The organism is Pseudomonas sp. 10-1B, from assembly GCF_000935045.1.
Lineage (GTDB): Bacteria > Pseudomonadota > Gammaproteobacteria > Pseudomonadales > Pseudomonadaceae > Aquipseudomonas.
Genome location: NZ_JYKS01000072.1, coordinates 1 through 10,612, shown reverse-complemented (window position 1 = coordinate 10,612; position 10,612 = coordinate 1). Strand labels below are relative to the sequence as shown.

Below are 10,612 nucleotides of genomic sequence, written 5' to 3'. Positions count from 1 at the left end.
GTGCGCTGCACCTGGGCCTCGATCAGTTGCTGGATGCTCTGCTCCAGCGGGTAATGTTCAGCGCTGGCGTTCCACGTGACCAGGGTGCGCTCGCGCTCGGCGGCCGCCAGCAATGGCAGTTCGGCCACCGGTTGTTGCGGTTGCTCGACGATGCCTTGCAGCAGATTGATGAAGTGGGTCGACAGCCGCTCGATGGTCGAGCGCTCGAACAGGTCGGTGGCATACACCAACGAGGCCAGCATGCCCTCTTCGCTGTCGAACACATCCAAGGTCAGGTCGAACTGGGCAACACCGGTATCCCATTGCAGCCCTTCGACGCTCAAGGCATGCGCCTGTTGCGCGCCCTGGCCACGGCGCGCGCCGCTCTGGTAGTTGAACAGTGCCTGGAACAGCGGGCTGTGGCTGAGGTTGCGCTCCGGCGCCAGGGCCTCGACCAGTTGCTCGAACGGCAGGTCTTGGTAGGCCTGGGCCTCCAGCGCCGCCTGGCGCACCTGGCCGAGCAGCGCGGCAAAGGTCGCCTGCGGCGCGAACTCGGCCTTGAGCACCTGGGTATTGACGAAGAAGCCGATCATGCCTTCGGTGCGAGCATGGTTGCGGTTGGCGATCGGCACACCGACACGGATGTCGGACTGGCCGCTGTAGCGGTGCAGCAACGTCTGGTAAGCCGCCAGCAACAGCATGAACAGCGTCACCCCCTGTTCCCTGGCCAGCGCGCGCAATGCCTGCTGCAGCTCACCGGACAGGGCCAGGGTCAAACTGGCACCGGCTTGGCTGCGCATCGCCGGACGCGGGTGATCCAGCGGCAGTTCGAGCACAGGCTGCGTGCCGCCCAGGCGTTCGACCCAATAGGTCAGCTGCCGCTCACGCTCACCAGCGTCCATCCACTGGCGCTGCCAGACGGCATAGTCGGCGTACTGGATCGGCAACGGCGCAAGGCTCGGTGCCTGCCCCTGGTCAAAGGCGTCGTACAGGGCCACCAGCTCGTCGACCATGACCTGCATCGACACACCATCGCTGACGATGTGATGCATCACCAGCACCAGCACATGTTCATCGCTGCCCTGGCGCAACAGGCAAGCGCGCAGCAGCGGGCCCTGCCCGAGGTCGAACGGCCGTGCGACCTCCTGTTCCACCCGCGACAGCAGCGCGGCATCGCTGGCATCGGCCAGCACCTCCAGCGGCAGCTCGAAGGCGTACGGCGCCTGTATCACCTGCTCGGTACGCCCCTGTGCATGAACGAACACCGTGCGCAGGCTCTCGTGCCGCGCCACCAGGTGTTCGAACGCCCGGCGCAGGGCTTCGACACGCAGCGCTCCACGCAGGCGCAGGGCCACCGGAATATGGTAGGCGGCGCTGTCCGGGGCCAGCTGCCAGAGGAACCACTGGCGCTCCTGGGCATAGGACAATGCCAGCGCCCGCGAGCGATCGGCCAGGCCGATGGCGGGCACCGCTGCGTCGGCAGACTCCGATAGCTGGGCGCAGAACGCCTGCAGGGTGCCATGCTCGAACAAGGTGCGCAGCGCCACCTCGACCTGCAGGGCGTGACGCACCCGGGCGACGACCTGGGTAGCCAGCAACGAGTGACCACCCAGCTCGAAGAAGTGATCGTGCAAGCCCACCTGCGGCAGCTTGAGCACATCGGCCCAGATCGCCGCCACCGTCTGCTCCAGCGCGGTACGCGGTGGCTGGTGATCATGTCGGGACTGACCGGCCTCAGGCTGCGGCAGCGCCTTGCGGTCAAGCTTGCCGTTGGGGGTCAGCGGCATGCTGGCGAGCGACAGGACATGCGCCGGAACCATGTAGTCCGGCAGCACTTCGCGCAGGCTCGCCCTGAGCGCGTCGCACCACGCGGCATCAGCCTGACCTGGCTGCAACGCCACCACATAGCCGACCAACTGCTGGCCGCTCGGGCCTGGCCGGGCGACCACGGCGGCATCGCGCACGCCAGCCTGGGCCAGCAGGCGGGCCTCGACTTCGCCCAGTTCGACGCGGAAGCCGCGGATTTTCACCTGGTTGTCCACTCGCCCCTGGTAGTCGAACACGCCATCGCGGCGCTCGCGTACCAGGTCGCCACTGCGGTACAGGCGCGCGCCTGGCTCGCCGTGCGGATCGGGAACGAAGCGCTCGGCGGTCATGCCCGGCCGGTCCAGGTAGCCACGGGCCAGGCCGTGGCCACCAAGGTACAGCTCACCCTGCAGGCCGGCTGGCAAGACGCTCAGGTCGGCGGCCAGCACGTAGGTGCGACGGTCGCCGATACGCGTGCCGATCGGTGCGTAGGCAGCGCCGCAATCGGTAGCGCGGTCGGCTTTCCAGATCAGCGGGGTCACCACCGTCTCGGTCGGGCCGTAGCCGTTGATGATGTGCTCCGGCGCCAGGGCGGCATGCACGCGCTGGTAGCTGTCACGGGGCACCGCGTCGCCGCCGAAGCAGTAAATGCGCGCCTTCGGCGCCTGGCCATGCAGCTCGACGTGCTCGGCCATCTGCAACAGGTACGCCGGCGGGAACGCCGCCACGGTCACGCCGTGCTCACACATGCGCGCGCAGGTCTGGCCTGGCTCCCAGAGGCTGTCGTCACGCACCAGCAGGCGGCTGCCGTGGGTCAACGCGGTGAGCCAGCGCTCATGAGCGCCGTCGAAGGCGAACGACATGAAGTGCAGCTCGCAATCGTCCTCGACCATGGCGTAGCGCCGGCCGATGGCTTCGCAGTGCATCGCCAGCGGGCCATGCTCGACGCACACCCCCTTGGGCTTGCCGGTGGAACCGGAGGTGTAGATCACATAGGCCAGGCTCTGCGGCTGCACCACTGTTTGCGGCGCATGGGTCGGCTGTGCGGTCAGGTCGAGCTGGTCGAGATTGAGGGCAGCCAACGCCGCCGGCAGCGGCAGTTGTCCGCGCAAGGTCGAGTCGGTGAGCAACAGGGCGATACCGGAGTCCTGCATCAGATAGGCCAGGCGCTCGGCCGGATAGCTGGCGTCCAGCGGCACATAGGCGCCACCGGCCTTGAGCACCGCGAGCAAGGCGACGATCACCTGCGGCCCACGGGGCAAGGCCACGCCGACACGGATCTCGGCGCCTACGCCTTCGGCGACCAGGCGATGGGCCAGTTGGTTGGCCTGACGCTCCAGGCTGGCGAAGTCCAGCACCTGGTCGCCGAACAGTACCGCGGGAGCCTGAGGCCGGCGCGCGGCCTGGGCGGCGATGCGTTGGTGCACCAGCAAGCCGTCCTGCCATGGCTGCGGCGCGTTGGCCACGGCCAGGGCCTGCTGGGCCTGGCTATCGAGCAGGCTCAGGTTGCCCAACGCCGCGGTGGGCGCCTGGCTGAACTGCTCCATCAGGCCGATCAGTTGCTGGTCCAGGCGGACAATGGCCGCCTCATCGAAATGGGCACGCATGAAGCTGTAGTGCAGCTCCAGGGTACCGCCCAGGTTCACGCCCAGGGTCAGCGGGTAGTTGGTCTGCTCGCGACTGTCGACGCTGCCGAAGCGCAGCTCCTGTGGCGCGCCACGCTCCAGGGCCTCGGCCACCGGGTAGTTCTCGAACACCAGCAGGCTGTCGAACAGCGCGTCACCGCCCTGCCCGGCCCAGCGCTGGATATCGAACAAGGGCGTGTGCTCGTGCTCACGCAAGCCAAGGTTGAGCGCCTGCACTGCCTGCAGCCAATCGGCCACGGACTGGGCCGGCTGTGGCGTGGCGATCACCGGCAGGGTATTGATGAACAGACCGATCTGCTGCTCGATACCCGGCAGCTCCAGCGGCCGGCCCGCCACGGTGGCGCCGAAGGCCACCGTGGCCTGCCCGCTGTAGCGCTGCAACAGCAGTAGCCAGGCCGCTTGCAGCAGGGTGTTGACAGTGACCTTCTGCTGGCGGGCGAAGGTTTCCAGACGCTGCGTGCGCTCGGCGTCGACCAGCCGCACATGGCTGGCGTACCCGCTGCCAGGCTCGGCCTGCAGGCCCTGGGCCAAACGTGTGGGCGCCTCCAGCTCGGCCAGGCGCTCGCGCCAGAACGCTTCGCTGACCGCCGGATCCTGGCGCTGCAACCAGTCGATGTAGTCGCGGTAACGCCCGGCCTGGGCCGGCGCCTGCCCGGCATAACGCTGCAGGACTTCCCCCATCAACTGGGAGTTGCTCCAGCCGTCCATGAGGATGTGATGGTTGGTGTAGATCAGCTCGAAGCGCTGCTCGCCGGTGCGCACCACGGTCATGCGCAGCAACGGCGCCTCACGTAGGTCGAAACCACGAGCGCGCTCAGCCTCGGCCAGGGCGTCCAGGCGTGCGCCAGGCTCGGCCTCGGCATGCCAGTCGAGGTAGTCGAACGGCACCTGGACCTGGCGCTGGACGATCTGCAGCGGCTGGCCGATGTCACCTTCCCAGGCGAAGCGACTGCGCAGGATCGGCTGGGCATCGGCCGACGCCTGCCAGGCCGCGCGGAAACGCTCGACCTGCAAGCCTTCCACGGTCACCCGCATCTGGTTGATATAGTCGCCGTTGCCCTGGCCATACAGGCTATGGAACAGCATGCCCTGCTGCATCGGCGACAACGGATAGACATCCTCGACCGCGCGCGGATCGTCCAGCAACTGGTCGAGGTGCGCCTGATCCAGGCGTGCCAGCGGGAAGTCCGAGGGCGTGACACCGGCATGGCGCGAGTCGCAACAATGGGCGATGAGCGCCTTCAGCTCGGCGGCATAGTCATCGGCCAAGGCCTGGACCGTGGCCTCATCGAACATCTCGTGGCTGTAGGTCCAACCGATGGCCAGTTCACCACCGTAGACCTGCCCATTGAGCGTCAGCCAGTTGCCCAGCGGCGCCGCCGGGCTCTGTTCCTCGCCGCGCGGCTCGCCGACCGGGACGAACAGCGCACCCTGCTCGGCGTCGAAACTGCCATCGAACTGCCCCAGATAGTTGAAGGTGATACGCGGCACCGGCAAGGCGGCAAGGCCGGCCTGCACCGCAGCATCGCCCAGGTGGCGGAGCATGCCGTAGCCGATGCCCTTGGCGGGGACGGCACGCAGTTGCTCCTTGACCGCCTTGATCGAGCCCGCCAGGTCCTGCGCAGGCGTGAGGGGCAGCGGGAACAAGGTGGTGAACCAGCCGACGGTGCGAGTCAGGTCGATGTCGTCGAACAAGTCTTCGCGGCCATGCCCTTCAAGTTGGATCAGCGCGGTGTGCTGCGCGCTCCAGCGGCACACCACCCGGGCCAGCGCGGTCAGCAGCAGGTCGTTGACCTGGGTGCGGTAAGCCGCCGGTGCCTGCTGCAGCAACTGCCGGGTGAGCTCGCTGTCCAGCCGCGTATGCAGGCTGCGGGCATGGCGGTTCTGCTGGCCGCCGGCCGGATTGGCGCATGGCAGGTCCTGCGGAGCATCGGCCAGCTGGCCCTGCCACCAGGCCAGCTCGCGCGCCATGGCGTCACTACGGGCGTGTTCCCCCAAACGCTCGGCCCAGGCCTTGTAGGCACTGGTTTTCGCCGGCAGCCGCACAGGCTGCTGCGCATCCAGTTGCGCGCAGGCCTGTTGCAGGTCCTCGAACAGCACGCGCCAGGACACGCCGTCGATGACCAGGTGGTGGATCACCAGCAGCAAGCGTTGGCTGCCGTCGCTCATGCCGATCAGCACAGCACGCAGCAGCGGCCCTTCCAGGCTCAGGCTGCGTTGCGCCGTTTCACACAGTGCCAGCAGCGCGTCCTGGTCGGCGGCCTGCCGCTGCCAGAGCAGGTCCTTGGCCTGGCCAGGCTGACCGTGACTGGCCTGCCACTGACCCTGCTCGCGGGTAAAGCGCAGGCGCAACGCATCGTGCTGCACCAGCAGGGCCTGCAAGGCCGCCTCGACGGTCGCCGCCTGCAAGGCCCGAGTGGGACGCAGCAGCACTGACTGGTTCCAGTGGTGCGCCTCGTCGCTCACTTCGCCGAAGAACCACTGCTGTACCGGCAGCAGCGGCATGCCGCCCTGCACCGCCCCCTGGTCGATGCGCTGCGCCGCGCCGCCCTCGCGCGCCACACGGGCCAGGCCCTGCACGGTCTGGTGCTGGAACAGCTCCTTGGGCGTGAAATGAATGCCGGCCTGACGGGCACGGCTGACCACCTGGATGGAAATGATCGAGTCGCCACCCAGCTCGAAGAAGTTGTCGCTCAAGCCGACCCGCTCCAGACGCAGCACATCGGCCCAGACAGCGGCAATGCGCTGTTCCATTTCGCTTTGCGGGGCTACATAGGCCTGTTGCAGCAGGCTGGCATCCGCCGCCGGCAAGGCACGGCGGTCGAGCTTGCCGTTGGCGGTCAGCGGCATGCGCTCGAGCAGCAGCAGGTGCGCCGGCACCATGTACTCCGGCAGGTCTTCGCGCAGTGCGGCCTTGACCGCCTCACGCCAGATCGCCTGGTCCGCCACCGCTTGCCCGGCCACCAGGTAACCGACCAGCTGGGTACCGCTCGGCCCCTCCTGGGCCAGCACCACGGCCTCGCGCACCTGGGGCAGCGCCTGCAGCCGCGCCTGGATCTCGCCCAGCTCGATGCGGAAGCCACGGATCTTCACCTGATGGTCCATCCGCCCGACGTACTCGATCACCCCATCGGCGCGCCAGCGTGCCAGGTCGCCACTGCGGTACAGCCGCGCCCCGCTCTCGCCGAACGGGTCGGGAATGAAGCGCGTGGCGCTGAGGTCGGCGCGCTTGAGGTAGCCACGGGCCAGGCCCTGGCGACCGACGTACAGCTCGCCGACACAGCCGGCGGCCACCGGGTTGAGGTCGCTGTCGAGCACGTACAGGCTCTGGTCCGGGATCGGCACGCCAATCGGGCTCGACGCGCCCTGCGCCAGGTCAGCCAGCGACAATGGACGGTAGGTCACGTGCACCGTGGTTTCGGTGATGCCGTACATGTTGACCAGTTGCGGGGCACGATCGCCGAAGCGCTCGAACCACGGACGCAGGCTGCCGACCTCCAGCGCCTCGCCGCCGAACACCACGTAGCGCAGCTGCTGGTCGCTGCGCTGGCCTTCGGCGCAGGCCACCTGCATCAGCTGGCGGAACGCCGACGGCGTCTGGTTGAGCACGGTCACCCGCTGCTCGCACAGCAGTTGGTAGAAGGCCTCCGGCGAACGGCTGACATCCTGCGGCACGATCACCAGGCGGCCACCATGCAGCAAGGCGCCGAACAGCTCCCATACCGAGAAGTCGAAGGCATAGGAGTGGAACAGCGTCCAGCAGTCCTGCGGGCCGAAGCCGAACCAGCCGTCCGTGGCCTCGAACAGACGCAGCACGTTGCGGTGCGGCAGCAAGGTGCCCTTCGGCTTGCCGGTGGAGCCGGAGGTGTAGATGACATAGGCCAGGTTATCCAGGCCCACCGCGACGTTCGGGTTGACCTCGGCGAAGTCTGCGTAGTCGGTGTAATCGGTGTGATCGGCGGCCAGATCCAGCACCTGCACGTCCGCCGCCAGGCTCAGCCCGAGGTCGCCCTGGCAGAGCAGCAACTGCAGGCCGCTGTCCTCGATCATGTAGTGCAGGCGATCCAGCGGGTAGGCCGGGTCCAGCGGCACATAGGCACCACCGGCCTTGAGGATGGCCAGCAGGCCGACCACCATCTCCAGCGAGCGCGGCGCGGCCAGGCCCACCAGCACGTCCGGGCCGACGCCTCGGGCGATCAGCGCGTGGGCGATCCGGTTGGCCCGGCGGTTCAGCTCGGCATAGCTCAACTGTTCGCCTTCGCAGACCAGCGCCGGCGCCTGCGGCGCGCGGGCCGCCTGGGCTTCGATCAGGCGATGCAGCGGCTGGCTCGGTTCGAACGTGGCCGGGGCGGCATTCCAGGCAGCCAGCGTTGCGGCACGTTCCGCCGTCGTCAGCATCGGCAACTCGCTGACGCGCGTGCCGGGGGCGCTGACGATACCTTCGAGCAACGCCTGCCAGTGGCCCGCCAGGCGCTCAATGGTGGTTGAGTCGAACAGGTCGGTCGCGTAGGTCAGCGACGCCCACAACTGCCCCTGCTCTTCATGGGTATCGAGCATCAGGTCGAATTGCGCGGTCTGGCTCTCCCAGTTCAGCGATTCGACCCGCAGCCCCGGCAGCTCATGGGCCTGCCGGCCCTCGCCACGGTGCGCCTGGTGATTGAACAGCACCTGGAACAACGGGCTGTGGCTGAGGTTGCGCTCCGGCGCCAAGGCTTCGACCAGTTGCTCGAACGGCAGGTCCTGATGCTCCTGGGCGCCCAGCGCCGCCTCCTTGGCCTGTTGCAGCAATGTGGTGAACGGCGCCTGACCATCGACTTCGGCGCTGAGCACCTGGGTATTGACGAAGAAGCCGATCAGGCGCTCGGTCTCGGCGCGGTTGCGGTTGCCGATCGGCACGCCGACACGGATATCGCGCTGTCGGCTGTAGCGGTGCAACAGCGCCTGGAACGACGCCAGCAGGACCATGTACAGGGTCGCCCCCTGCTGCCGCGCTACCTCTTGCAAACCCTTGCCTAGCTCGGCCGACAGCTCGATATCCAGGCGTGCGCCACGCAAGCTCTGCAGCGCTGGCCGCGGACGATCCAGCGGCAATTCCAGCACCGGCTGCTCGCCGCCCAGGCGGGTGGTCCAGTAGGCCAATTGGCGCTCGCGCTCGCCAGCCTCCATCCATTGGCGCTGCCACAATGCATAGTCGGCGTACTGGATCGGCAGCGCCGGCAGCTCGGGCTGCTGGCCACGACTGAACGCGGCATAGCAGTTGATCAACTCCTCGACCATCAACTGCATCGAGGCGCCGTCGGAAATGATGTGGTGCTGGGTCAACACCAGCACATGGTCGTCTTCGCTCAGCTGCAGCAGGCGCGCGCGCAGCAACGGCCCTTCGCCCAGGTCGAAGAGCTCGGCGATCTCCCCCGCCACCGCCTGTTCCAGTTGCCCGGCATCGGTCAGTACCTGCACCGGCAGCGGCAGCGCGAACGGCGCGCGAACCTGCTGCAGCAACTGCCCGTCGACCTCGACGAACACGCTGCGCAGTACTTCGTGACGCTCGATCAGCGTCGCGAAGCTGCGCTGCAGCGCGGCCATGTCCAGGGCGCCGCGCAAGCGCAGCGCCGTGGGGATGTGATACGCCGCGCTGTGCGGTTCCAGGTTCCAGAGGAACCACTGACGCTCCTGGGCATAGGACAGCCGAAGGGGCTCGTCGGCATCACGCCGGAAAATCGGCGCGATGCCATAGAGGTTGACCCCCTTCTGACTCAGCAGAATCGCCAAGGCTTTGCGCTTCTCGGAAGAAAGCGCGCTTACCGATTCGATTAGTTGCTGCATGCCGTGTCCTCACTAGGAAATCAGTTTTTCAAGATCATCGGCAGTTAGACGATTGAGGTCCTCCAAGGATTTAGCCAAAACATCGTGCAGTGGATCGAGCGCGGGCTGCAGGGCCTGCAAGGCCTCGCAGAAGTCCGTCAGGTCGCGGGCCAGGAACAGCGTCTTGACCGGCACTTCATGGCCCAGCGCTTCGCGCAGGCGCAGCACTACCTGGGTGGCCAGCAACGAATGGCCGCCAAGCTCGAAGAAGTTATCGCTCAAGCCTACTTGCTCCAGCTCCAGCACCTGAGCCCAGATGCCTGCCACCTGCTGTTCCAGTTCAGTGACTGGCGCCACATAAGCCTGTTGCAGCAGGCTGGCATCCGCCGCCGGCAAGGCACGGCGGTCGAGCTTGCCGTTGGCGGTCAGCGGCATGCGTTCGAGCAGCAGCAGGTGCGCCGGCACCATGTACTCCGGCAGGTCTTCGCGCAGTGCGGCCTTGACCGCCTCACGCCAGATCGCCTGGTCCGCCACCGCTTGCCCGGCCACCAGGTAACCAACCAGCTGGGTACCGCTCGGCCCCTCTTGGGCCAGCACCACGGCCTCGCGCACCTGGGGCAGCGCCTGCAGCCGCGCCTGGATCTCGCCCAGCTCGATGCGGAAGCCACGGATCTTCACCTGATGGTCCATCCGCCCGACGTACTCGATCACCCCATCGGCGCGCCAGCGGGCCAGGTCGCCACTGCGGTACAGCCGCGCCCCGCTCTCGCCGAACGGGTCGGGAATGAAGCGCGTGGCGCTGAGGTCGGCGCGCTTGAGGTAGCCACGGGCCAGGCCCTGGCGACCGACGTACAGCTCGCCGACACAGCCGGCGGCCACCGGGTTGAGGTCGCTGTCGAGCACGTACAGGCTCTGGTCCGGGATCGGCACGCCAATCGGGCTCGACGTGCCCTGCGCCAGGTCAGCCAGCGACAATGGACGGTAGGTCACGTGCACCGTGGTTTCGGTGATGCCGTACATGTTGACCAGTTGCGAGGCACGATCGCCGAAGCGCTCGAACCACGGACGCAGGCTGCCGACCTCCAGCGCCTCGCCGCCGAACACCACGTAGCGCAGCTGCTGGTCGCTGCGCTGGCCTTCGGCGCAGGCCACCTGCATCAGCTGGCGGAACGCCGACGGCGTCTGGTTGAGCACGGTCACCCGCTGCTCGCACAGCAGTTGGTAGAAGGCCTCCGGCGAACGGCTGACATCCTGCGGCACGATCACCAGGCGGCCACCATGCAGCAAGGCGCCGAACAGCTCCCATACCGAGAAGTCGAAGGCATAGGAGTGGAACAGCGTCCAGCAGTCCTGCGGGCCGAAGCCGAACCAGCCGTCCG

2 protein-coding genes are annotated in these 10,612 nt (G+C 67.6%); both read right to left on the bottom strand.

Features of this window, described 5'->3' with window-relative positions:
- The coding region (locus TZ03_RS26695; protein ID WP_414860324.1) for an amino acid adenylation domain-containing protein at positions 1-9,200 on the bottom strand (9,200 nt) is incomplete at its 3' end.
- A 66-nt stretch (positions 9,201-9,266) separates the two neighbouring features.
- On the bottom strand, positions 9,267-10,612 hold a 1,346-nt coding region (locus TZ03_RS26690; protein WP_051101323.1), incomplete at its 5' end, for an AMP-binding protein.